This is a genomic window from Mesorhizobium sp. USDA 4413 (genome assembly GCF_056280365.1).
This window is the reverse complement of the sequence record NZ_JBVPRP010000001.1, coordinates 886,014-906,973: the sequence shown is the minus strand read 5'-3', so window position 1 is coordinate 906,973 and position 20,960 is coordinate 886,014. Positions and strand designations below refer to the sequence as shown.

24 protein-coding genes and 1 tRNA gene are annotated in these 20,960 nt (G+C 63.2%); 6 read left to right on the top strand and 19 right to left on the bottom strand.

Translation table 11 applies throughout. The features are described 5' to 3' along the window. Positions 1 to 35: 35 nt before the first annotated feature. The 15 genes from ACVMIM_RS04615 to ACVMIM_RS04545 all read right to left on the bottom strand — a co-directional run bounded on the left by ACVMIM_RS04615 (position 36) and on the right by ACVMIM_RS04545 (position 10,044). Positions 36 to 1,127, bottom strand: a complete 1,092-nt coding sequence (locus ACVMIM_RS04615; RefSeq protein WP_476110740.1) for a hypothetical protein — start codon at positions 1,125 to 1,127, stop codon at positions 36 to 38. 221 nt (positions 1,128 to 1,348) lie between these two features. Further along, positions 1,349 to 1,504 carry a hypothetical protein gene (locus tag ACVMIM_RS04610; protein ID WP_476110738.1) on the bottom strand — a complete coding sequence of 52 codons (156 nt, stop codon included), beginning with the start codon at positions 1,502 to 1,504 and terminating at the stop codon, positions 1,349 to 1,351. After that, a complete protein-coding gene (locus tag ACVMIM_RS04605; RefSeq protein ID WP_476110736.1) occupies positions 1,497 to 2,888 on the bottom strand; it encodes a vWA domain-containing protein in 1,392 nt (463 codons plus the stop codon). Before ACVMIM_RS04605 ends, ACVMIM_RS04610 begins: the two co-directional genes overlap by 8 nt. Further along, positions 2,889 to 3,578, bottom strand: a complete 690-nt coding sequence (locus ACVMIM_RS04600; protein WP_476110734.1) for a hypothetical protein — start codon at positions 3,576 to 3,578, stop codon at positions 2,889 to 2,891. Then, a complete protein-coding gene (locus tag ACVMIM_RS04595) occupies positions 3,575 to 3,883 on the bottom strand; it encodes a hypothetical protein (RefSeq protein ID WP_476110733.1) in 309 nt (102 codons plus the stop codon). The genes ACVMIM_RS04600 and ACVMIM_RS04595 overlap by 4 nt, the downstream gene beginning before the upstream one ends. 147 nt (positions 3,884 to 4,030) lie before the next feature. Next, positions 4,031 to 4,258: a hypothetical protein gene (locus ACVMIM_RS04590; RefSeq protein WP_476110731.1), complete on the bottom strand. Its 228-nt coding sequence runs from the start codon at positions 4,256 to 4,258 to the stop codon at positions 4,031 to 4,033. Further along, on the bottom strand, positions 4,248 to 4,424 hold the full coding sequence (locus tag ACVMIM_RS04585; protein WP_476110729.1) for a hypothetical protein: 177 nt from the start codon (positions 4,422 to 4,424) through the stop codon (positions 4,248 to 4,250). Before ACVMIM_RS04585 ends, ACVMIM_RS04590 begins: the two co-directional genes overlap by 11 nt. Beyond that, positions 4,417 to 5,412 carry a hypothetical protein gene (locus ACVMIM_RS04580; protein WP_476110727.1) on the bottom strand — a complete coding sequence of 332 codons (996 nt, stop codon included), beginning with the start codon at positions 5,410 to 5,412 and terminating at the stop codon, positions 4,417 to 4,419. Before ACVMIM_RS04580 ends, ACVMIM_RS04585 begins: the two co-directional genes overlap by 8 nt. Positions 5,413 to 5,537: 125 nt before the next feature. After that, positions 5,538 to 5,777 (bottom strand): hypothetical protein, encoded by a 240-nt coding sequence (locus ACVMIM_RS04575; RefSeq protein WP_476110725.1) that lies wholly within the window; start codon positions 5,775 to 5,777, stop codon positions 5,538 to 5,540. Between the two features lie 70 nt (positions 5,778 to 5,847). Continuing rightward, positions 5,848 to 6,051, bottom strand: coding sequence for a hypothetical protein (locus tag ACVMIM_RS04570; protein ID WP_476110724.1), 204 nt, complete (start codon positions 6,049 to 6,051; stop codon positions 5,848 to 5,850). A 172-nt stretch (positions 6,052 to 6,223) separates the two neighbouring features. Next, entirely contained in the window at positions 6,224 to 6,982 is a 759-nt protein-coding gene (locus ACVMIM_RS04565; protein ID WP_476110722.1) for a hypothetical protein, read from the bottom strand. Between the two features lie 187 nt (positions 6,983 to 7,169). After that, positions 7,170 to 7,367, bottom strand: a complete 198-nt coding sequence (locus ACVMIM_RS04560; RefSeq protein ID WP_476110720.1) for a helix-turn-helix transcriptional regulator — start codon at positions 7,365 to 7,367, stop codon at positions 7,170 to 7,172. Positions 7,368 to 7,457: 90 nt separating this feature from the next. Continuing rightward, the gene (locus ACVMIM_RS04555) at positions 7,458 to 8,270 is read right to left on the bottom strand and encodes a hypothetical protein (RefSeq protein WP_476110718.1); all 813 of its coding nucleotides are present in this window, start codon (positions 8,268 to 8,270) and stop codon (positions 7,458 to 7,460) included. A gap of 23 nt (positions 8,271 to 8,293) precedes the next feature. Continuing rightward, a tRNA-Arg gene (locus ACVMIM_RS04550) sits at positions 8,294 to 8,370 on the bottom strand. 186 nt (positions 8,371 to 8,556) lie between these two features. Then, complete coding sequence (locus ACVMIM_RS04545) at positions 8,557 to 10,044, bottom strand: ATP-binding protein (RefSeq protein WP_476110716.1); 1,488 nt, start codon at positions 10,042 to 10,044, stop codon at positions 8,557 to 8,559. A 255-nt stretch (positions 10,045 to 10,299) separates the two neighbouring features. Between ACVMIM_RS04545 and rpmH the strand changes: the two genes are divergently transcribed. The 3 genes from rpmH to yidC are packed head-to-tail and all read left to right on the top strand — an operon-like array spanning position 10,300 to position 12,633. Then, positions 10,300 to 10,434: a 50S ribosomal protein L34 gene (gene rpmH / locus ACVMIM_RS04540; protein WP_008833937.1), complete on the top strand. Its 135-nt coding sequence runs from the start codon at positions 10,300 to 10,302 to the stop codon at positions 10,432 to 10,434. Positions 10,435 to 10,450: 16 nt separating this feature from the next. Continuing rightward, a complete protein-coding gene (gene rnpA, locus ACVMIM_RS04535; RefSeq protein ID WP_278051323.1) occupies positions 10,451 to 10,804 on the top strand; it encodes a ribonuclease P protein component in 354 nt (117 codons plus the stop codon). Between the two features lie 14 nt (positions 10,805 to 10,818). Next, the gene (gene yidC, locus ACVMIM_RS04530) at positions 10,819 to 12,633 is read left to right on the top strand and encodes a membrane protein insertase YidC (protein WP_476110714.1); all 1,815 of its coding nucleotides are present in this window, start codon (positions 10,819 to 10,821) and stop codon (positions 12,631 to 12,633) included. Between the two features lie 359 nt (positions 12,634 to 12,992). Here the strand turns inward: yidC and ACVMIM_RS04525 are convergent, their stop codons facing one another. Genes ACVMIM_RS04525 through ACVMIM_RS04515 form a run of 3 tightly spaced genes read right to left on the bottom strand, consistent with a single transcriptional unit; the run spans position 12,993 to position 16,286 of the window. Next, positions 12,993 to 14,537 carry a DHA2 family efflux MFS transporter permease subunit gene (locus ACVMIM_RS04525; protein WP_476110712.1) on the bottom strand — a complete coding sequence of 515 codons (1,545 nt, stop codon included), beginning with the start codon at positions 14,535 to 14,537 and terminating at the stop codon, positions 12,993 to 12,995. After that, positions 14,534 to 15,829, bottom strand: coding sequence for an HlyD family secretion protein (locus tag ACVMIM_RS04520; protein WP_476110710.1), 1,296 nt, complete (start codon positions 15,827 to 15,829; stop codon positions 14,534 to 14,536). Before ACVMIM_RS04520 ends, ACVMIM_RS04525 begins: the two co-directional genes overlap by 4 nt. Next, complete coding sequence (locus ACVMIM_RS04515; RefSeq protein WP_476110709.1) at positions 15,822 to 16,286, bottom strand: MarR family winged helix-turn-helix transcriptional regulator; 465 nt, start codon at positions 16,284 to 16,286, stop codon at positions 15,822 to 15,824. Before ACVMIM_RS04515 ends, ACVMIM_RS04520 begins: the two co-directional genes overlap by 8 nt. A gap of 167 nt (positions 16,287 to 16,453) precedes the next feature. Between ACVMIM_RS04515 and ACVMIM_RS04510 the strand changes: the two genes are divergently transcribed. The 3 genes from ACVMIM_RS04510 to yihA all read left to right on the top strand — a co-directional run bounded on the left by ACVMIM_RS04510 (position 16,454) and on the right by yihA (position 18,233). Further along, entirely contained in the window at positions 16,454 to 16,768 is a 315-nt protein-coding gene (locus ACVMIM_RS04510) for a hypothetical protein (protein WP_476110707.1), read from the top strand. Positions 16,769 to 16,911: 143 nt separating this feature from the next. Beyond that, the gene (locus tag ACVMIM_RS04505) at positions 16,912 to 17,550 is read left to right on the top strand and encodes a CatB-related O-acetyltransferase (protein WP_476110706.1); all 639 of its coding nucleotides are present in this window, start codon (positions 16,912 to 16,914) and stop codon (positions 17,548 to 17,550) included. A 47-nt stretch (positions 17,551 to 17,597) separates the two neighbouring features. Further along, on the top strand, positions 17,598 to 18,233 hold the full coding sequence (gene yihA / locus ACVMIM_RS04500) for a ribosome biogenesis GTP-binding protein YihA/YsxC (RefSeq protein ID WP_476117096.1): 636 nt from the start codon (positions 17,598 to 17,600) through the stop codon (positions 18,231 to 18,233). Positions 18,234 to 18,263: 30 nt separating this feature from the next. Here the strand turns inward: yihA and ACVMIM_RS04495 are convergent, their stop codons facing one another. Beyond that, positions 18,264 to 20,741: a DNA translocase FtsK gene (locus ACVMIM_RS04495; protein WP_476110704.1), complete on the bottom strand. Its 2,478-nt coding sequence runs from the start codon at positions 20,739 to 20,741 to the stop codon at positions 18,264 to 18,266. Positions 20,742 to 20,960 lie beyond the last annotated feature (219 nt).

Here is a 20,960-nt window from a genome sequence, read left to right as displayed (position 1 = left end):
GGCGTGGGCTTTGCGATCGTCCACGCCTTCGCCGGTTAGGTGAGCGCGATCTTCGGGTCGACATAGAACGTCGATGAGACCTTTGCCGCCTTCACGCGGGCATAAATCCAGCCCTTCTGCTGCGGCGTGAACGTCACATCCAACGCAAACTTGGTTGTGCTGCCGCCCCATGTTCCAGACCCAGCAGCCTGCCCGGCATTCGAAGCCAGGACATCGGCCTTGCCGTCATTGACGAACGAGCCGAGGGGCGAACCGCTCGCTCCAAGGTATTCGACCTCGACCCAGATATCGTCGTTGTTGGGCACAGCGCCGCCGCCCCAGATGCCTTGGATGGTGGCCGTGACTGCTGAGCCTGTCGTGTCGTTCCAGATGGCGATCGGCGGGCTTTCGAAGTGGTTGTGCAGCGTCGTGTTGGCGTTTGTAACGATCTTCCAGGAAAGCGTGGTGATGCCATCGCTCGCGCCGCCGGTTCGGACAATGGTCGTTTCTTCGGTCAGCGTGCCGCTGTAGCGCACCGAATCCATATTGTAGTTGGCGCCGCTCGATCCAACGCGGACGTAATCGATGAACAGCGCACCTGGCGCGGTCGTGGTCGCGTATTTGGTCGCCAACGCATTGATCTTGCAATCGATGAGCGAAGCCCTCGCACCATTATCGCCAGTGGTGTTCGATACGATGGTCGTACCCGATCCCGCTGCGCTTAGATCAACGCCGAAGCATTCTAGGAAGCCCCCCGCCGCTGTCTTCCACCGGAAGATGTTGGTTGGCGACGAGCCAAGCAGAGCCGATGCCGTGTTGGTCCACCGCAGGTAGCCACCGATTTCTATCCACTGAGCGGAGCTTCCGAAGGAGACAGTCGTGTCTTCCAAAACGATCGCCGCACTCGTTGCCAAGCCCATGTCGATCTTGGTTGAATTGCCACTGCCGCCAATGCGCAGCGAACAACCGATGAACTTGTTGAAGGAGCTGGAAGACCCTGCGACGGTGATATTCGATGCGCCGGTCGAATTCCCGGCCGTGAAAATGATGCCGTAGAAGATGGTCGACGCGCCATTGAAGCGGATGGCGCTGTTGCCGGTCGCGGTGACAGTTGCCGTTTTCCTGAGATCGGCACTGACCGGCGGCACGGAACCCGAATGGTTGACGCAAACCACCAGGACGGGATTGGCAAGCGTGCCAGGCGAGTTGAACGTGATCGCGCTGGCCTGGCTCTCGGCATGGTCCTCCGAGACATAGATCGTGTCGCCGGCAGCGGCGGCCGTCAGCGCAGCAGCGAGGGTCGTATAGGCGTTTGTCCAGTCGGCACCAGTGCCGGCGCCGGGTGCGCCGGAGCGTACATATCGCAAGGTCATGACAACCGCGCTCCTGGTCCAAGGTGATCGGCGATGCGGCCCCACGCTTCGCGGATGATTTCTTGCTGCTGCCGTGCTCCGGTCTCGCGAGTTTCCTCATGAGGAACTTCGGGACGCGTCGGCTCGGGATGGTCTGTCTTTTCGTCAGCCATTTGCATGTCCTTCGTCGATGTCGCTATCGCTGTAGCCGAGGCCCCAATTGGTGTCCGTGAGACACTCACGGATGATGTGGGCGGGGTTCATGTCGTAGTAACGGATGACCGCGCCGGGCGTCATCGCGGCGCTCAGATTGGCGCTGCCAAAGGTCACTCTTGGAACCTCGCCGACGGGATTGTCGTCGCCTGCTGCTCCAGGAGCATGGTTGTCGTCGGGAGTGTTGTCGAGCTGCTCCAACGATGCTCCGCTCATAGTGGAGACGCCGGCACCGAAAGCGCGATAGCAGTAGACCGGCACGTTATCGAGACTGCTGATGATGTCGACGGCCTCCGCCACGCCGCTGATCGGATCGCTAGGTGGCTGATCGGCATTGTCTGAAACGATGATGACGCAGGGGGTTTTCTTCGAATCCGTGGCATCGAAGAAGGCGGAGGCCTGCGATAGCGCCGCTGCAAAGTCGGTCGTGCCGGATGCGGTAAGACCGTCGATCCAGGAATCGAGCGCGTCCAGGTTGTCGGAACTCACCTTGCGATATTGTGTGCTCGACTTAACGCTCGAGCCGAACGCCACCATGCGGACGTCGTATTTGACATCGTTGTTATCCCGCATCCAGTCCACGATGAACCGCGCGGCGGCCTTGACGGCCTGCATGCGCGCACCGACGATCGAGGAAGAGGTGTCGAGCGCCACATAGATCGCCAGATCGTCGGCGCTGGTCGCCTCGGCCTGGATCTTCGCCTTCTCGGGATACCACTGGTCAGAGCCGTCCGACTTCTTCAGGATGCGCTGGAGGCGGAACTCCCACGGCTTGATGTAATTCGACGTGCCAAGATAGACCTGTCGGAGGACGATGGTAACGATGCCCCGGAAGGCCGAGATGTTCGGATCGACTTTGGCGACTAGATAATCGTTCTGAAGTTGGGTCGGCGCTCCCATGCAGACATCGACCTTGCCGGAAATGCCGCCTTCGCTCTTATCTCCGCCGAATAGATTGCGCTTGCTGATGGTGATCTGGGTGTCGGCGGCATGCCCTTTCCAGGCCAGCTTGTCGCCGACGGTGATCCGCATCAGATCATCGGCCGGGCCGTGGCAAAGCGCCATCTGCATGCCGAGCGAATATTTGTAGCCGATGACCTGGCGCGGCCCGAACAGTCCGTAGCGACGAGGCCCCTTTATCGCATCGCGCTTGAGATCGCCATACCAGGTGACGTTCGGATCGGCGATATCGACCGTGCCGAATGAGACCGGGATTTCACGGCCTTCCTCAGCTGTCGGGGCCTGGAAGTCCTCCAGGCTCTTGGCCTTGGCGTTTGGCGGCTTTGGCGTAAGCGCGAGTTGCAGCGCATACGACAGGATGCCGATGATGATGTTCCAGAACATCTATGCGGCCTCCATCGCCCGAACGGTGATCAGCTCGCCGACCCGATCTTCCGGCCATTGGAAGACGATGCGCCTCGACAAGCCGGCCGCGGTGATCACGACCTCCTCGACATAGCCACCGACCACGTGCTTTCCGATCAGCGCGGACGGCGCCGATCGCGCTGCATGGAAGAACGGCAGGGCGATCTCAGCCGAGAATATCGGGGCGCAGCCAAGCCGATGCATATCGTGAAAGCGCCTGGTGACCGATGGGATCGGCAACGGATCCTGCGGCCCGCTGACCGTTATGCCGTTTGCCATGATGAGCTTGGGCGGCTTGGCCGGCGCCCCATCAAACGAGCCTCCACTGATCTTGTAGACTTCGGCCCGATTGCGCTTCCGTGACCAGCCCGCTAGGCGCAGCGCAAAGAACCCGGCGGCGCCCAAGGCCCTCTCGACCTCGATTATCGCAGGCTCTAGCCCGTCGACGGCATCGTCGAAGGTCGCGAACGAGCAACCATGAAGCAGGGCGCAAAGCAGGAGATTCATCCCCTTGAGACCGCTGATTGCGAGCACGGCCGTTTGATCTGCGGCCGCCTCGAATATTTTCGTCTCGATCGCCCGGATGCGGCCGTCACAGCGTCCGACATAGGCGCCGTCGGCCATGACGTTGGCGGCATCGTTACTCGCATAGGCCAGAAGAGCGGTCATAGGGCATCCCCCAGCTTCTGCCGCAAAGCGATCAGCGAATTGACCTGAGTGTTCAGGGCAAGGATTCGGGCTTTGTCGACATCGCGCGGTGAAGCCGCGGCGATCTCCTTCGCCAGCCGATCGCGAAGGTCGTCGAGCCGAGTGGAAGTGCAGATGTAGTCGGCAATTTGGTCGCGTTTCCCGACGGAAATGTACCTGTTTTGCTCGATTTCAGCCCTGATCAGGCGCCGGAAAACAGCCCGTTCGGCAGCGGTCATCCACTTGGGAGCCTTGATTTCCTTGGGTTCGAGCAGCGGTCCCGACATGTCAGGCGGGCCTCTGACAGGCAAAAAATGCCTTCAGGGCCGGAAATATCGGGCCCAGCAAAAAAAATGCGGCCATGAGCCCCGGGCGGTTGGCGCCCAATTTCACGCTATCAAAAGTCGAACGCCCCCCCGGGGTATTGCTGGTGCTCATTGATGGGTGACCCCGTTGCGGCGCTTCACCAAGCGGATCAATGCATTCATCTCGACTGGCCTTGGGTCGCGGCCGAACTCCTGGCGAACGTGGTCAATCTCGACAGCTAGTTGCTCCTCGAAGGTGAGCGGAGGCGGCTGCAACCGACGCACGGCATCCTCTGGCTCTTCACCGGGAAGGATCTCGACGCGCGTCCATTGCGGGCCTGGGCAGTCAGCGACCATCGGCGCAATCCCCCTTCTGCTGCTCGCCCAATGCTTTACGCTTGGCCGCACCACGCTCGATTTCCACAAGCCTGGCCTCGGCCTTCCGATCGCCGAGAACACGGCGCAGCACACGCTGCCGCTTCACCGCCAAGCACGCCTTGAATTCCAGCCTGCTCTTATTCATGGCCGTCCCTTCCGCGCTTCACGCACAAGGTGAAATTGTCGGCATTGAACGGGCCGGTGCATTGCACGTCGGTGTGCCAAAGGCTGCCGCCGCGGCTGATGAGGTCGCCTGGCTGATAGGTGCGGGTGTGGTCGTAGATCCCGCGATAAACCGGCGCCTTGGTGACGTGGTGGTTCACGCTGACCACCTCGCCATTGCGGATTATCCGGCGGATGACGGTCCGGCCGCCGTCCTCGATCAGCTCGTCGAGCTCGAAGGGATCAGTTTCGAGCTTTGCGGCTCTGGCCTCGATCGCGGCAAACCGCTCGTCGAAAGCCGAGGCACTGGCTTTGGCCAGTTCAATGGCTTTGGCCAGTTCAATCAGTCGTTGCTCGATCTCATCGGAGCGGGCCTTGAGATCGGCCTCAAGCTTCTCGATGCGATCGTCCCGCTTGTGCAGAGCATTGTGTACTCTCTCTACCCATCCCGCCTCAGATTTCAGATGCTGGCGAAATGTCAGCGGTTGTTCGAGTTGAGCGATGGTGACATCGCTTGACTTGACCGCTTCCTGGTAACGCTTGAGGCCCCGCTTCTCGATCGCGATTTCCTCATGGTCAAGGTCGGCATCAATCTCCAGAAATTTAAGATCGCTGGCGATCTCCTCATCAAGAGTCTGAGGCTTGGTTGCCGGTGCAGGAGTGCCGACGATGGTATCCCAATCCTGCCGCTTTGAGCCGTCTCCGTTGATCAGTTTCCAGACGCCGTCCTCGGCAACGATTAGGTCGCCGCGCTCGTAGGCCTTGTCGCGCTGCCATTCTGCAATCGGCGGGTGGCCGGCGATCAGGCGTGGGATCATCGCCTCGAGGATGCGGATGTCGCCGGCGACCAGCCTGTGCGACTCAGCGAGCCCCCTTCGCTTGAGACCAGCCGCCTTCTGCTCGAGCGAGCTGAGCAAGGCGGACGCATCCACGAGCGTGATGCCATCGGCGCCGCCGGCCGCTTTGACCATTTGCTGAACGGTCGCGTACGGCGATCGGGGTTTCGATCTTGAGGTGCTGCTCGAGCCGTTTGCCTTCATGACTCGAACGGTAGCACCAGGAATTTCAGCGTGACGGTTAAGCGTAACGCTGAAATTCACTTCAAATCGAAGCGCATGCGCCTCAGCAGCGCGGCCAGGACCTTGGCGGGGTCGTCATCGTCCCAGGCTGGCACCAGGCCATCGATCATGTCCGTGAGCTTGTCGTGCTTCCGTCGAGCCCGGCACGCGCGGCCGCGCAACCTGGCCAACTCGCGCCGGCGCGCCTCCTTCGCGGCTTGCTCCTCCGGCGTGAGATCGCGGCGGGGTCTGCCGACCTTGCGCAAGGAGCCGTTCATGGCAACCACCCCATGATGCCGGCCAGGACAATGGCGACGGCGGCGATGGTCAGGGCGAGGGAGAGCAGCTTCAATCGTCGCGACCTTCCGGCCAGCGCTTCCACCATTCGCGTTCAAGAACAGCCGCCACAACGTCACCGGCCGGCGTGCGCGGCGCGTCATGCGCGGCAGCATGCTCGATCAGGAACTGAGTTTCGGGCATACGCTCGACGGCTTCGGACAGACAGCCGAGCGCCTGGTCGATCCATGTTGCGGCGGAGCGGTAGGCCTTCATGCGCGCCTCCGCAGCGGGACTATGTGCGGCGGATTATTCGGCTGCTCCATGTGCCGCTCCCGCCACATGCGCTTAGCGATTCCTGGAATTGCGCTGATGACCTTCGCCGTCGGCCGTGCGGCCGCCCAGGCGAATAGGTCGAGCTGGTCCGGGTGAACTTTCCTGCGCTTGGTCATGCGGCAGCGCTCCGCTGGCCGTTCACGATGGCTGGCGTCAATCGACCTTCCGCGAGCAGCTTGCGCATCCTGGACATGGTGAGCGCCGACAACTGGCAATCGGCGAACAGCGTCGACATCATCTCAGCGAGATCGTCTTCACTCGCTGGTGCCGGAAACGGCACGTGCTGATCATCGTCTCTGGTTGCGTATCCCTTGGAGGGGTCAGCACCACCCTCAAAGGGTTCTTCCTCCTTCATAGCTATATCCTGGGGGGTATATGAGGGGAATTCTTCTGCAATGGCTGCGGAGACGTCACCTGCATTTTGAGGGTGACATTCGCCTTTCTGTCTCTGCAATTTCTGCGGGGACAATGTAGCCAGGCGACGCCGATCTGCCTGCTTGAAGGCCATCTCTTCTCTTAGGTGCTCGACCATAAGCGCGACGTGGTCGCGCATCTCGTCAGCCCGAGGATTTTCCACTCGGAAGACCTGTGAGAAGCCCTTTTTGGTCTCGGTGTCGACCAGATATTTGCGGTCGAGAAGCCTTGCACGACTGGTCGCTATCTGCCTCTCTGACAAGCCTGTTCGCGCCCGCGCTGCTGTGGTCGTCAGCCAAACCTTTCGCGCTGGCCACGTCAGGAAAGCGAGATAGGCAACGGTCAGCGAGAGGTCGCTGGGCTGGAGCAGAGGATCGGCCGCAATGGTCTCGATCAGGGTGAGTTTGAAGCTCGCTTTCGATGCCTCGGCCTTGGCTTCGTCGCCCTCGGTGCTCATGCCGCGCGCGCTCTCCGCAAAGTGACCTCGCGGATCACGACAACGGCTTGATGTGGGGTCAGATCGAACCGCCGGCGAAGAGCTGGAACCACGGGACGCTCACAGGCGCCGAAGTTCGCGGCATACCATTCGATTGCCTGGTCGACCGCGGCGGAGTGCTCGTGCTCAGGCGGAGAGAGGTCAGCCATCAAGCCGCCATCCCGTCGCGCGCGGCGATCTTGCTGGTGAGGAATGCTTCGACATCGGCCTCGGGCCAACCGACGCGCCTGGCCGTCAACTGGACTGGCCTGGGGAATCGGCCTTCAGAAATCTCGGTATATAGGGTCCGGCGGGAAAGGCCGGTGCGGTCTAGCACCTCCTCCACCGGCAGAATGCGAGTCGCCATCTACTTCGCCTCCTTTGCGATGGTGCGCATTAGAGGGCGGGAAGGTCACGAATAGTAGGAATTTGTTCTGCGCGAAACCGACGAAAAAGTTTACCCTAAATCCGCCCAGCCGGAGATGACGCCAGCTTCCTCAGGCCGATGCCCCTCGGACCAGAGCTTTTTGACCATCGCGATCTCATCCTTGGCTGTCTGTGCACTCACTTGGGTCTTCTTGACCCTTGCTGCCTTCAGAATGGCCGGCGCTAGTAGCGTGACCAACTCGACTGCAGGACTGAGGTGCTTGTCGTCAGCGGCATATGCGGTCGGCTCTTGCCCGGTGACGCGCCGATACGTCGCCGCAATGTCCGCGATCAACACCAGTCTGGGAAAGTCATTACGACGCCGCACTACCTCCGCCGATTCCTTTGGCTCACTTCCGATCGCTCGCTGTTGGAATTGGGCGAAAGCTCGCAACGCCAGGAGCGGCTCAGCCAGATCTTTTAAGATTTCGTCGCGGCGCCGGGCTGGCTTGCCTTGGCGGCGTTCGTACGCCTCGAGGAACTTAATCGGATCTGCGGCCGTATGATTGAACTGTGTGTAGGTCAGCAGCAGGTGATTGATGGCCGCCAGATGGTGATCCAGCGCTTTCAAATATTCGCTCTGCTCGGCCCGGCTTACGCGTGCAATGTTCCTTCGGAGGAACCGGATGCCGCACATCGTAAAGGCCTGCTCAGGGCCATAGGTCTCATCGAATGTTATCTCCCGCTGGCGCGCCAGCCATTCATCCGTCGGCGGTGCAAGTTCTGCGATTCTCGCAAGAACGTCGGGTTCGAACGCGAACTGTACGGCCAGGTGCTGAGCTAAAGGCCCTTTGGGGACCGGTGCCCCCAGCGTGCCCCCGAGGTCTCGGCCATTTTTCGCCATGCCCCGCAACCCCTTGGGAAATATGGCGCGCCCGAAGAGATTCGAACTCCTGACCCCCAGATTCGTAGTCTGGTGCTCTATCCAGCTGAGCTACGGGCGCGCAACAGGCCGTGTTTGACACAAGCCCCGCGATCCGGTCGAGACGGCCGGCCGCGATGTGGAGTGTTCCCTAACGGCTGAATTTGCGAAAAGCAAGCCGATCCGGCAAAAGTTTTGTCGCAGGTGTTTTTGCCATCCGATCGAGGCACTGCGCTGCCGGCAGGCGGCTCGGCCAGAGGCCGTGACCTCAAGCGGGGCGGCGCAGGCCGTTGCGCGCCTGCTCGAGCCGCACCGGCTGGTCGGGGATGGTAACGGCGAAGACGGTGCGGCCGCCGATCGACTCGACGAGCTCGACCGTGCCGCCATGGGCGCGGATCAATTCATGCGCGATCGCCAGGCCGAGCCCGGTGCCGCCGCTGCGCGCCGAGCCGCGGAAGGCGGCGAACAGATTCTCGCGCGCCTTGGGCGGCAGGCCGGGGCCGGTGTCGGTCACGGTGATGCGGCTGACGCTGCCGTGGCGCTCGGCCGCGACCGCCAGCCGGCGCACCACCGCGCTTTCGGTGTCGGCGGCCATCGCCTGTACGGCGTTGCGGCACAGATTGGTGAGTACCCGGAAGAGATGGTCGGAATCGGCGTCGACCTCGAAGGCGAGATCGACGGCGTTGATGAACTCGATGCCTTCCTCGATGTCGAGCAGGCCGTGCACGTCGTCAACAAGCTGGCGGAGTCTCACCCTGCGGCGCGACGGCGCCGGCTCCTGCGTGCGGCCGTAGGCGAGCACGCCCTCGGAATAGGCAACGGCCCGGTCGAGCGCGCGCAGAAGCTTCGGCGCGAAGGACTGCACGGTCGGGTCCTTCACCTGGCGCAGGCGGTCGGACATCAGCTGCGCGGAAGCGAGAATGTTGCGCATGTCGTGGTTGATCTTGGAGACGGCCAGGCCGAGGTCGGCGAGATGCTTCTGTTCCGACAGCATCCTCTGCAGCCGACCCTGCATCTGCGACAGCTCGCGCTCGGCAACGCCGATCTCGTCGGCGCGGTCCGTCGGAGAGATGACGCGGCCTGGATCGTCCGGCGCCTCGGAGAAGGCCAGGATCGAGCGCGTCATGGTGCGGATCGGCCCGATCATGATCAGGTCGATCGCCGCATAGACCAGCATGGCGGTGAAGAGCGAGATCAGCAGCGAGACGACGGCGACATTGCGCGAATATCTCAGCATGGCGTCGCGCAAGCGGTAATCCGGCATGATCAGCTCGAATTCCTTGTCGCTTTCGCCGACCGGGCCGAAGACGCGCAGCATGCGCTTGCCGCCGAAAAAGAGCGTGTCGAGCGCGCCGGTCATGCCGTTGACCAGGCCGACATCGGCGATATCGATATGCTCGTCGACCTGGGGCGGCATGTCGGAAACGACGAGCAGCCGGGAGACCCCGCCGTCGCGCACGGCGATCGCCTTGGCGCCGATCGCCATCAGCACGTCGTTCTGGGCGTTGTGCGACAGCGCGTTGGGCTCGCCCTGCAAGAGCACAATCGATACGGCTGCGGCGGTGCTCAAGCGCTCCTTCAGCCAGTTGACCCGATAGCTGGCGATCCAGGGCAGGAAGATCAGGACTTCGGCCAAGAGCACGAAGGCGATGGTGAGGAAGAGAAGCTTGGTCGACAGGCCACGCGACAGCGGCACCCGGCGCGTCGAATTCGCCGGCCTTGTCTTTTCCTCGGTGGACAGAGCTTCACTCGTCATGACGCGGTCTTCACGAAGCCTTGATCGGGCAAGATTATGCGATTTGCGGCTTTTTTGCCATTTCAACCTTGGTCCCGCGAAAAAATGCCTTGCGGCCACGCCGGATTGACTTCCAAAAACCTTCTTTCTATAAGCCCGCTCACGCTCGGGCCATCCGTCCCGGCGCGGTTTCGATCGCGCCTAAGCCGGCCCGGCAAAGCTCCTGTTACAGAGTGACAGAATCAAGAAGGGCCGCACCCCGCGGTATTAAAACAAATGAAGCGTACCTACCAACCGTCCAAGCTCGTCCGTAAGCGCCGGCATGGCTTCCGTGCCCGCATGGCCACCAAGGGTGGCCGTGGCGTCGTTGCTGCCCGCCGCAACCGCGGCCGCAAGCGGCTCAGCGCCTGAACGAAAGACGAGATCGTTGCCCGCAACCGGCAAGCCAAAGGGGAAAACTCCCGGGCGGCTTCTGAAACGCGCGGATTTCCTGGCTGTGCGCGGCGGCGAGAAACGCCGCGGACGGCTTTTTCTCGTTGAAGTTCTCGACCGCGGCGATGATCTTGCGCCGCGCGTCGGCTACACCGTCACCAAGAAGGTCGGCAACGCCGTGGTGCGCAACCGCGTCCGGCGGCGGCTGAGGGAAGCCGTGCGCGTGCATGCCGCCGATGACATGGCGCCCGGCAATGACTATGTGATCGTCGGGCGCGAAGACGTGCTTGCCATTCCGTTCGGCCAGTTGAAGGCCGAGCTTTCCCGCCGGCTGCGCGGAACACGATAGGCCAAGGGCTTTCGATGGAAAACAACCGCAATTTCTTCATCACCATCGCGCTGTCGGTGCTGATCCTGACGCTCTGGCAGGTGTTCTACATGAACCCGAGGATGGAGCAGCAGCGCGAGCAGGCCCGCATCGAGCAGCAGCGCGCAGAGGCGCAGAAGAAGGAAGCACAGGGAACCAATCCGGGCGCGGCGACGACGGCTCAGACGCCGGGCGCCATTCCCAGCGCGCCCGGCGGCGACACCGCGACGGCGGCGAGCCGCGACCAGGCGATCGCCGCGACCAAGCGCGTCAAGATCGACACGCCGAGCCTTGAGGGTTCGATCAACCTGACCGGCGCGCGCCTCGACGACCTGAAGCTCAAGCACTACACCGAGACCGTCGACAAGAACTCGCCCGAGATTGAGCTGCTCAACCCGCAGGCGCTGCCCACCGGCTATTTCGCCGAGATCGGTTTCGTCGGCACCGACAAGACAGGTACAGTGCCAAGCTCGGACACGGTGTGGAGCGTCGAGGGCAATCCGACGTTGACGCCGTCGACGCCGGTGACGCTGACCTACACCAACGACAAGGGTCTCACTTTCAAGCGCACCGTCTCGGTCGACAACGACTACATGTTCACCGTTTCCGACACGGTGCAGAATTCAGGCAGCGCCGCGGTCAGCCTGTTCAATTACGGCCGGGTCACGCGCTACGACAAGCCGGCGGTCGCCAGCACCTATGTGCTGCATGAAGGCCTGATCGGCTTCACCGGCACCGAAGGGCTGTCGGAGTACAAATATGCGGCCATCGAGAAGGACAAGGAAGTCAAGCCCGGCAAGTCGACCGACGGCTGGCTCGGCATCACCGACAAATACTGGGCCGTGACTCTGGTGCCGACCGAGAAGCAGCCCTTCCAGCCGCGCTATGCCTATTTCGAGGACGGGCGCCACCGCTACCAGTCCGACTTTTTGACCGATCCGATCAACATCGAGGCCGGCCAGTCGGCGACCGTCGAGACCGAGGTCTTCGCCGGCGCCAAGGAAGTCGCCAAGATCAACGCTTATGCGCAGGACCGTCACATCAAGCGGTTCGATCTTTTGATCGACTGGGGCTGGTTCTATTTCATCACCAAGCCGATGTTCTGGCTCATCGACACGCTCTACAAATTCTTCGGCAATTTCGGGCTGGCGATCCTCGCTACCACCGTCATCGTCAAAGCCATCTTCTTCCCGCTCGCCAACAAGTCCTACGCCTCAATGGCGAACATGAAGAAGGTGCAGCCGAAGATGCTGGAGATCCGCGAGAAATACGCGGACGACAAGATGAAGCAGCAGCAGGCGATGATGGAGCTCTACAAGACCGAGAAGATCAATCCGCTGGCCGGGTGCTGGCCGGTGGCGCTGCAGATCCCGGTCTTCTTCTCGCTCTACAAGGTGCTCTACATCACCATCGAGATGCGGCATGCGCCGTTCTTCGGCTGGATCCACGACCTCGCGGCGCCGGATCCGACGTCGATCTTCAACCTGTTCGGCCTGCTGCCCTTCGCGGTGCCCGCCTTCCTGCCGCATATGGGCGCTTGGGCGGTGGTGATGGGCATCACCATGTTCCTGCAGATGCGCATGAACCCGGCGCCGCCGGACCCGACGCAGGCGGCGATCTTCACCTGGATGCCTGTGATCTTCACCTTCATGATGGGCTCGTTCCCGGCCGGCCTCGTAATCTACTGGGCTTGGAACAACCTGCTGTCGATCCTGCAGCAGGGCGTGATCATGAAGCGCCAGGGCGCCAAGATCGAATTGTGGGACAATCTGGCATCGATGTTCCGCAAGAAGCCATCGCCGGCGGAATAGTAGGCTTCCTCGACTTCCAATCAGAACCCCGGCTTGGCCGGGGTTTTTTGTTGGAGATGCCAACGGGACAGCGCCAACATTCGCGATCGGCCATCCCGGTCGTCGTTCCAGGGCGGAGCAAGGAGCGAAGCGAAGCGCGCAGACCCCCTGGAATCCATTGCCTTTACGCTAAGGCGTTGCTCCGTTCCGGAATTCCGGCACCGTTGCGCCCCACGACAAAGCTCACGGCATGGAAGTCAAACCCGAGTATGACGACGTCGCCGGGGTTCGGCCAATCTCCAACGTCGGCGACAGAAGCGTCAGCGCCCCGCGTGTCGACGATCGAGCCGGGATCGATGGCCGGAGCCGGGCGGGACCCCTCATTCCATGACCGCGCTGTGATCGATCTGGGCCGGCGTTCCGGGCTTGCGCAGCAGAAGCACCAGCGGGATGGCGGCCAGGGACAGGATCATCATCAGCTTGAAATCGTCGATATAGCTGATGATCGTCGCCTGCAGGGTGACGAGGCCGTCGAGCGCGGCCCGGCCGCCGGCGGTGTAAGGGCTCAGCGCCTGCGAGATCGCCGGATCGCTGAACGCCGAATTGTAGGGCGTCACGTAGTCGGCGATGTTGGCGTGGTTGATCTGCTGGTTCTGCGTCAAAAGCGCGGTGACGACCGAGATCCCGACGCTGGAGCCGATGTTGCGCGACAGATTGTAGAGACCCGTGCCTTCCGCGCGCCGCTCCGGCGCCAGCGTGGCGAAGGTGATGGTGGTGAGCGGCACGAACAAGAAGCCGAGGCCGGCGCCCTGGATGAAGCCGGTGCTGATGATCGTCCATTGCGAGACATCCGGCGTCCAGCCGGTCATGTCGTACATCGCCCAGGCGGTGATGGCGAGGCCGATGAACAGCAGCCAGCGCGTGTCGACCTTGCCTACGAGGCGGCCTACCACGAACATGCAGGCCATGGTGCCGAGGCCGCGCGGCCCCATGACGATGCCGGCCGTCACCACCGGATAGCCCATCAGCGTCTGCAGATAGGGCGTCATCAGCGCCAGCGAAGCGAGATAGGTGATGCCGATGATGAAGATGAAGATCATGCCGACGGAGAAGTTGCGGTCGAGGAACAGCCGCGGGTTCACGAAGGTGTCGCGCGCGGTGAAGGTATGGACGATGAAGATGTAGAAGGCCGACGCGCAGACCAGCGCCTCGACGATGATCTCGGCCGAGGAGAACCAGTTGAGCTGCTCGCCCCGGTCGAGGAACATCTGCAGCGAGGCGATGGCGACGCTGAGCATGCCGAAGCCCAGCCAGTCGAGCCTCGCTTTGAGGTCGAGCTTGGTTTCCTGGACGAACATCGACACGCCGATGAAGGCCAGCGCGCCGATCGGCACGTTGATGTAGAAAACCCAGCGCCAGGAGACGTTCTCGGTCAGCCAGCCGCCGATGACCGGGCCGAGCACCGGCCCGACCATGACCGAGACGCCGAACAGCGCCATGGCCGAGCCGCGCTCCTCGACGCTGTAGATGTCGAGCAGGATCGATTGCGACAGCGGCACGAGCGCTGCGCCGAACAGGCCCTGCAGCAAACGGAAGCCGACGATCTGCGGCAGCGACTGCGCGAAGCCGCACAGCACCGAAGCGACCACGAAGCCGGTGATCGCCACCAAAAGGATGCGCTTGCGGCCGAAGCGGTTGGCGAGATAGCCCGACGGCGGCGTCATCACCGCAGCGGCGACGATATAGGAGGTGAGCACCCAGTTGATCTGGTCGGCGCTCGCCGAGACGCTGCCCTGGATATAGGGCAGCGCCACATTGGCGATGGTGGTGTCCAGCGCCTGCATGATGACCGCCAGGATCACGCAAGCGGTGATGGCGCCGCGATTGGCGACCGCGGGCGCGCCTGTCGCGGAAGCCGTCGTCATGACTTGTGTCCGAAACGATTGAGGAGATCGGTGACGAAATCCGGCAGGCCGCGGGCATGGCCGGTGTCGATGCTGACGACCGCGCTCATGCCGCCGCGCAGCGGCGGCTTGCCGTCCGGATCGTCGATCGTCACGCGCATCGGGATGCGCTGCACGACCTTGACCCAGTTGCCGCTGGTGTTCTGCGCCGGCAGCAGCGAGAAGCTGGACGAGGAAGCCGGGCTGATCGAGCCGACGGTGCCGTGCCAGACCTCGCCCGGATAGGCGTCGATGCTGATCGTCGCCTTCTGGCCGGGACGCACATAGGTGAGCTCGGTTTCCTTGGGTTCGGCGGCGATCCAGATGTCGGTCGACGACACCAGGCTGAAGGCCGGCTGCGAAGCCGGCAGGTATTTGCCGACCTGCAGCGCGTCGACATTGGTGACGATGCCGTCGAACGGCGCCTTGACGACGGAATCGTTGAGGTTGCGCTGGGCGTCGTCCACCGCCGACTGGGCCTGCAAATAGAAGGGGTTCTGCTCGACCGGCTGGCTGGCGTCGCCGCCGAGCTGGGCAAGCATCGCCTGCGCCTGCGCCTTGGCGACGGTCATCTTCTGGCGGGCCGCTATGAGATCATGCTGGGCGCTGTCGAACGTCGCCTTGGAGGCAGTCGAGGTCTTGAGCAGGTCCTGCTGACGCTGGAAGGCCGACTCGTAATAGGGAATGTCGGCCTCTGCCTGGTCGATCGCCGCCAGCGACTGCTGATAGCTCGCCTGCAGCGTCAGCACCTGGTTGCGCACCGTGCCGAGCTGCGCCTTGGCGCCGGCGAGCGCGGTTTCGAAGGAGGCAGGCCGCAGGCGGAAGAGCACGTCGCCCTTCTTCACCGGCTGGTTGTCGTGCACTTCGATCTCCTCGACGGTGCCGGAGACGTCGGTGGAAACGCCGAGCGACTGCGCCTGGATATAGGCGTTGTCGGTGGTCATGATCTGGCCGCCGACGACATAGTAATAGCCGCCGGCCACCAATGCCAGGGGCAGCAGCGCGAACAGGATCGGCCGCGTCAGGCTGCGGCGCGGCTTGGCGGGAGCGGGCGGAGCCACGGTGACGGCAGCCGGCTTCGGTTGGGTCGAGGGCGCCTCCAGCGTTGCCGGCTCCGGCGCCACGGGCGCTTCCAGCTCGTCGTCTTCGACGACAGGCGGATTATTGCCGCGCCTTTGCTCGCGCTGGCTGTCCAGGCGAATGACCTGGTCGCTTACTCTTTCACCGACATTTTCCGCGTCGGCGGGCTTTCTGGATGAGGTTCCTTCAGACATGGACTTTCTCCCGGTCGACGGCCGGCTGGGCGCAGGCATCGAGCAGATTGGATTTGATCAGGCAAAGGGTTTTCAGCAGCTGCTGCTGCGCGTCCGCGGACAGGCCGGCAAAGGCCCCGTCACGCGTCTTCCGGCCGTTGCTGCGCATCACTTCGATCAGCGCATGCGCCTTCGGGGTCAGATAGATAAGCCACGCCCGGCGGTCGGACGGATCGGGCCGGCGCTCGATGAAGCCGCCCGCCTCCATCTTGTCGAGCAACCTTGCGAGCGTGATCGGCACGATCTCGATGAGGTCGGCCAGCTTGTTCTGGTGGATGCCCCCATGCACCGAAAGATAGGCCAGCACCTGCCATTGCGCCCGGGTCAGGCCAAAGGCGCGCGACCGCTGCTCGAAACGCTTCCTGAGCAGGCGCGCGACGTCGTGCAGCACGAAGCTGATGTTGGGCGAGGTGGACATGGGAGGACTTCGGAGTCGGCAGACAAACTTTCGTGAGCATGCTTATTATCATCATGCACATAATCCTGCTGGACGCGGAGCGCAAGACCGACTAAGGCGCTTGCTGAAAATATCGCATAGGCCATAACCCGGCCCGGCCGGCCTGCGGTCAGGGCAAGGACCAGACGATGAACCGGCTCAAGATCGCCATGCTGGCGCTGCTCATGGGATACGCTTTTCCAGCCGCCGCGAAGGAGGCGGTAAGTTGCGGCGGAGCGGCGATGCTGGGCGGCGCGCAGCTCAATTGCAGCCACGTGCAACCCAAGGCGCCGCCGCAATTCTGCACCTTCAGCTGGGCCCTGCACACGACGGCGGGCGAACAGAAAATCGTCGAAGGCAGCTTCTCGCTGCCGTCCGGGGCGTCGAACGTCCAAGTCTATCAGGGCAGCGGCTTCGACAGCGCCCTTTCCAACCCGATCGTGATCTGCCGCGGCAACCACTGAACGGTTGGTGCCGCAGGCGGATCACGTTAGTTTGATCGGAGATCGACCGCGCCGGAACGCGCTGTCTCTCTGTTTTTACGCAATTCCGGACGGAAAACCGCTCACACTTTTCCTGGAATTGCTCCAGCCATGGAGGGATCGCGATGACCGGACCCAACCCCAACATCAAGCATCCGATCGCGATGCATCCGCGCGTCGGCTTCCTGAAGGGGCTGGTGACGTCGCCCAACATCGAGATCGGCGACTTCACCTATTACGACGACCCCGACGGTCCCGATAAGTTTGCCGAAAAATGCGTGCTGCACCACTACGACTTCATCGGTGACCGGCTGGTGATCGGCAAGTTCTGCGCCATCGCGGAAGGCGCGCGCTTCATCATGAACGGCGCCAACCATGCAATGTCCGGGTTCTCGACCTATCCGTTCAACATCTTCGGCCATGGCTGGGAAGAAGGTTTTGATCCGCAGACCTGGTCGAAGGAGATCCGCGGCGACACCGTCGTCGAAAATGATGTGTGGATCGGCATGGATGGGGCGATCATGCCGGGCGTGAAAGTGGGCAACGGTGCCATCGTGGCGGCGAAATCGGTTGTCACGCACGACGTGCCGCCTTATGCGATCGTCGCCGGCAATCCGGCAAGGATAGTGAAGATGCGCTTCGACGAATTCACGGTGCGGCGGCTTTTGAAGGCTGCCTGGTGGGACTGGCCGGTCGACAAGATCAGCCGCAACCTCAACGCCATCCGTGGCGCAGACATTGCACAACTGGAGGCGGCGGTTTGAACGCGCCTGAAAAAACGACGAACGGCAAGAGCACGAGCGAGACGGCGATCAGCCCGGAGCTGTTCACCCGCGGCTGGATCTTCATCCGAGGCGTGCCGTCCATGAAGTTCCTGCCGCCGGAAGGACCGCCGGAGATCGCCTTCGCCGGCCGCTCCAATGTCGGCAAGTCGTCGCTGATCAACGCGCTGGTCGGGCATAAGGGCCTGGCGCGCACCTCGAACACGCCGGGGCGCACGCAGGAGCTCAACTATTTCGTGCCGGACGGGTTCTCCGGCGAAGGCGCCGACCTGCCGCCGATGGCGCTGGTCGACATGCCCGGCTACGGCTACGCCAGCGCGCCGAAGGACAAGGTCGATCAATGGACCAAGCTGATCTACGAGTATCTGCAGGGTCGCGTGACGCTGAAGCGCGTCTATGTGCTGATCGACGCCCGCCACGGCATCAAGGCCAAGGACGAGGAAGTGCTCACCCTGCTCGACAAGGCGGCCGTGTCCTATCAGGTGGTGCTGACCAAGACCGACAAGATCAAGGCCGCCGCCGTGCCGAGGCTGATCGAGGAGACGCTTGCCAAGATCAAGAAGCGGCCGGCGGCCTTTCCGGCGGTGCTGGCCACCTCGTCGGAAAAAGCCGCCGGGCTGGACGAGCTGCGCGCGGCGATCGTCCTGGTGGCGAACGGCGGCTGATGCCGCCGTTCCAGGAACGGCCCGTCGGGATCAATCCATCTCTTCACGTTCCGGCTCGCGATCGCGCCGGCCGGTGAGGATCTCGCGCTTGCCGACATGGTTGGGAGCGCCGACCAAACCTTCCTTCTCCATGCGCTCGACCAGGGAAGCAGCGCGGTTGTAGCCGACGCCGAGGCGGCGCTGGATATAGGAAGTCGAGCACTTCTTGTCGCGCTTGACCACCTTGATGGCCTCCTCGTAGAGGGCGTCGCTATCCTCCTCTCCGATCGCGCTTTTGTCGAAGACCGGACCGGCATCGGCTGCTTCCTCGGCCTCTTCCTCGTCGGCGGTGACGGTGTCGAGATATTCGGGACGCCCCTGCGCCTTCAGATGCGCCACGACGTGCTCGACCTCCAGGTCGGAAACGAAGGGGCCGTGCACGCGCGAAATGCGCCCGCCGCCGGCCATGTGCAGCATATCGCCCTGGCCGAGCAGCTGCTCGGCGCCCTGCTCGCCGAGGATCGTGCGGCTGTCGATCTTCGACGTCACCTGGAAGGAGATGCGGGTCGGGAAGTTCGCCTTGATCGTGCCGGTGATGACATCGACGGAGGGGCGTTGCGTCGCCATGATCAGATGGATGCCCGCGGCGCGGGCCATCTGCGCCAGACGCTGGATAGCGCCTTCGATCTCCTTGCCGGCCACCATCATCAGGTCGGCCATCTCGTCGACGATAATGACGATATAGGGCATGGGCGCCAAGTCGATCGCGCGCTCCTCGAACAGCGGCTCGCCGGTGCCCTTCTCGAAGCCGGTCTGCACCTGCATGGTCACGACCTCGACCTTGTCACGGGCGCTCGCCGCGCGCTGGTTGTAGCCGTCGATGTTGCGCACGCCGAGGCGCGCCATCTTGCGGTAGCGGTCCTCCATCTCACGCACCGCCCATTTGAGCGCCGTGACGGCCTTCTTGGGATCGGTGACGACCGGCGTCAGAAGATGCGGGATGCCGTCATAGACGGAAAGCTCCAGCATCTTGGGATCGACCATGATCAAGCGGCATTCTTCCGGCTTCATCCGGTAGAGCAGCGACAGGATCATGGTGTTGATGGCAACCGACTTGCCGGAACCGGTGGTGCCCGCCACCAGCAGATGCGGCATCTTGGCGAGCTCGGCTATGACCGGTTCGCCGCCGATCGTCTTGCCGAGGCCGAGCGCCAGTTTGCAGGAGGTGTTGCGGAAGCCGGCCGATCCGATCAGCTCGCGGAAATAGACCGTCTCGCGCGTCTCGTTGGGCAGCTCGATGCCAATGACATTACGGCCCGGCACCACGGCGACGCGCGCCGAGATGGCCGACATCGAGCGGGCGATGTCGTCGGCCAGACCGATGACGCGGCTGGATTTCACGCCCGGCGCCGGCTCGAATTCGTAAAGCGTGACGACCGGACCGGGGCGGACATGGATGATCTCGCCCTTGACGCCGAAATCCTCCAGAACGCTTTCGAGCAGGTCGGCATTCTGCTCCATGCGCTCCTGCGACATGTAGAAGCCCTGGCCTTGCGGCGGCATCTGCAGAAGATCCTCGGAAGGAAGCTCGTAGCCGGCCATCGCGGACAGCGGGGCGACCTCGCCGGCCATGGGCAGCGACGGCGCCTGCCTGACCGTCCTTGCGCTCGACGGAGCGGAAACCGGCGCGGCTTCGACAGCCGTCGGCTCGACGGCCGGGAGGGCAGGCGCCGGAGAAGGCCCCGCGTTCGCCGCGCTGGAGCGCCATTCGATGACCCGGTAAAACGACGTCACCTCGCCCAGGAAGGCGGCACGGGGCTGGATCTCCGGTGAGGCCGGACGCTGCGCCGGCATCGGCTGCACCAATGGTGGCTGCGCCGGAACGGCCGGCGCCTGCCCCGCCTCGTTCAGGCGCGCCCGTGCCAGGCGCTCGGCGAGGAAAGGCATGCCGAATTCGAAGAAGGCATGATCGGAAAGATAGGACCAGCGCAGTCCGCTCGGACGCGGTTTTGGCGTCGGAGCGGCGGCGACCTGGGGCGGCGCGGACGGAGGGGGCGAGACAGTGACAGGGGCGACTGACGATGGTGCGCGGAGCGGCCTGGTTTGCATCGGCGCCACGGCGGGAGCGGCGGAGGCGGCAGGACTTTTCCGGACCGGAGCGGCTGGCGCCGGAGCCGGCGACGCCGGCCGGACGGGCTCGCGGGCGGGTGGCTTAGCCTGCGCGGTATCTTCTTGCGGGGCGGCCCGCCTGGAGAGATCGGTGTCCGGCGTGCGGGTGAACCGCACATTGGGCGCGAGGAAGAAATAATCCTGCCACGCCGGGCGGCTGAATTCGCCGCCATTGGCCGAATCGGGTGATGCGTTGCGAGCGGCATCCGATTCGCTTGCCGGGGCGACGCGCAACGCGACCACCTGGCCCGCCTGCGCCTGCGGAACCCCGCCATGGCGCCCGTCCGCGCGATGATCGTTGTCGCCCTGATAGGCGGAGGCGCCGGAAAGGTTGGCACGGGGGAAACGCATGGATGTCATTCTCGAGACTCGCCGATTGAACGTCTCCCGAGACATAGGAAGCGATGGTTAACAGGTTCTTCCGACAGCGCCTGCCGGACGAAGCCAATCGACATTTTGAGAGGGGTCGGTGGACGATCTCGACGACGTCGCGTTCGGCCGCCACGCCCGCGCCTTCAACGCCGCGCCACGGCCCTTTGGCCTGCTTTGCACGCTTTGGGATTAGCGTGCCCCAAGGGC

Coding starts and splice junctions, on each gene's coding strand:
- ACVMIM_RS04555 (WP_476110718.1), bottom strand. CDS start 8,270: ATGGCGAAAAATGGCCGAGACCTCGGGGGCACGCTGGGGGCACCGGTC.
- ACVMIM_RS04575 (WP_476110725.1), bottom strand. CDS start 5,777: ATGAACGGCTCCTTGCGCAAGGTCGGCAGACCCCGCCGCGATCTCACG.
- ACVMIM_RS04525 (WP_476110712.1), bottom strand. CDS start 14,537: ATGACGACGGCTTCCGCGACAGGCGCGCCCGCGGTCGCCAATCGCGGC.
- ACVMIM_RS04610 (WP_476110738.1), bottom strand. CDS start 1,504: ATGGCTGACGAAAAGACAGACCATCCCGAGCCGACGCGTCCCGAAGTT.
- ACVMIM_RS04510 (WP_476110707.1), top strand. CDS start 16,454: ATGAACCGGCTCAAGATCGCCATGCTGGCGCTGCTCATGGGATACGCT.
- rpmH (WP_008833937.1), top strand. CDS start 10,300: ATGAAGCGTACCTACCAACCGTCCAAGCTCGTCCGTAAGCGCCGGCAT.
- ACVMIM_RS04515 (WP_476110709.1), bottom strand. CDS start 16,286: ATGTCCACCTCGCCCAACATCAGCTTCGTGCTGCACGACGTCGCGCGC.
- ACVMIM_RS04590 (WP_476110731.1), bottom strand. CDS start 4,258: ATGGTCGCTGACTGCCCAGGCCCGCAATGGACGCGCGTCGAGATCCTT.
- ACVMIM_RS04570 (WP_476110724.1), bottom strand. CDS start 6,051: ATGAAGGCCTACCGCTCCGCCGCAACATGGATCGACCAGGCGCTCGGC.
- ACVMIM_RS04600 (WP_476110734.1), bottom strand. CDS start 3,578: ATGACCGCTCTTCTGGCCTATGCGAGTAACGATGCCGCCAACGTCATG.
- ACVMIM_RS04565 (WP_476110722.1), bottom strand. CDS start 6,982: ATGAGCACCGAGGGCGACGAAGCCAAGGCCGAGGCATCGAAAGCGAGC.
- ACVMIM_RS04605 (WP_476110736.1), bottom strand. CDS start 2,888: ATGTTCTGGAACATCATCATCGGCATCCTGTCGTATGCGCTGCAACTC.
- ACVMIM_RS04560 (WP_476110720.1), bottom strand. CDS start 7,367: ATGGCGACTCGCATTCTGCCGGTGGAGGAGGTGCTAGACCGCACCGGC.
- ACVMIM_RS04505 (WP_476110706.1), top strand. CDS start 16,912: ATGACCGGACCCAACCCCAACATCAAGCATCCGATCGCGATGCATCCG.
- ACVMIM_RS04520 (WP_476110710.1), bottom strand. CDS start 15,829: ATGTCTGAAGGAACCTCATCCAGAAAGCCCGCCGACGCGGAAAATGTC.
- ACVMIM_RS04545 (WP_476110716.1), bottom strand. CDS start 10,044: ATGACGAGTGAAGCTCTGTCCACCGAGGAAAAGACAAGGCCGGCGAAT.
- ACVMIM_RS04595 (WP_476110733.1), bottom strand. CDS start 3,883: ATGTCGGGACCGCTGCTCGAACCCAAGGAAATCAAGGCTCCCAAGTGG.
- ACVMIM_RS04495 (WP_476110704.1), bottom strand. CDS start 20,741: ATGACATCCATGCGTTTCCCCCGTGCCAACCTTTCCGGCGCCTCCGCC.
- ACVMIM_RS04580 (WP_476110727.1), bottom strand. CDS start 5,412: ATGGTCAAAGCGGCCGGCGGCGCCGATGGCATCACGCTCGTGGATGCG.
- ACVMIM_RS04585 (WP_476110729.1), bottom strand. CDS start 4,424: ATGAATAAGAGCAGGCTGGAATTCAAGGCGTGCTTGGCGGTGAAGCGG.
- yidC (WP_476110714.1), top strand. CDS start 10,819: ATGGAAAACAACCGCAATTTCTTCATCACCATCGCGCTGTCGGTGCTG.